Source organism: Arthrobacter sp. U41 (assembly GCF_007679325.1).
In the GTDB taxonomy this organism is placed as follows: domain Bacteria; phylum Actinomycetota; class Actinomycetes; order Actinomycetales; family Micrococcaceae; genus Arthrobacter.
In genome coordinates, this window is the sequence record NZ_VEGI01000021.1 from 1 (window position 1) to 289 (window position 289).

1 protein-coding gene is annotated in these 289 nt (G+C 69.2%); it reads left to right on the forward strand.

The features are described 5' to 3' along the window. On the forward strand, positions 1 to 289 hold a 289-nt coding region (locus FS787_RS17885), incomplete at both ends, for a YihY/virulence factor BrkB family protein (protein WP_186329245.1).

Consider the following 289-nt stretch of genomic DNA (forward strand, 5'->3'; position numbering starts at 1 on the left):
GCCCCGACCTCGCCGCCGCGCTCACGTACTACTCCGTCCTCTCGATCTTCCCGGCGCTGCTGGCCCTCGTATCGCTCTTGGGCATCTTCGGACAGCCCGAGAAAACCACCGGGGCGCTGCTGGAGATCGTCCAGGGCTTCGCACCCGCCGACACCGTGGACGCGATCCGCGAACCCGTCCAGCAGCTCAGCAGCAACTCCGCCGCCGGACTCACCCTGCTCATCGGTATCCTCACCGCCCTGTGGTCCGCGTCCGGCTACGTCGGGGCGTTCGGCCGGGCCATGAACCG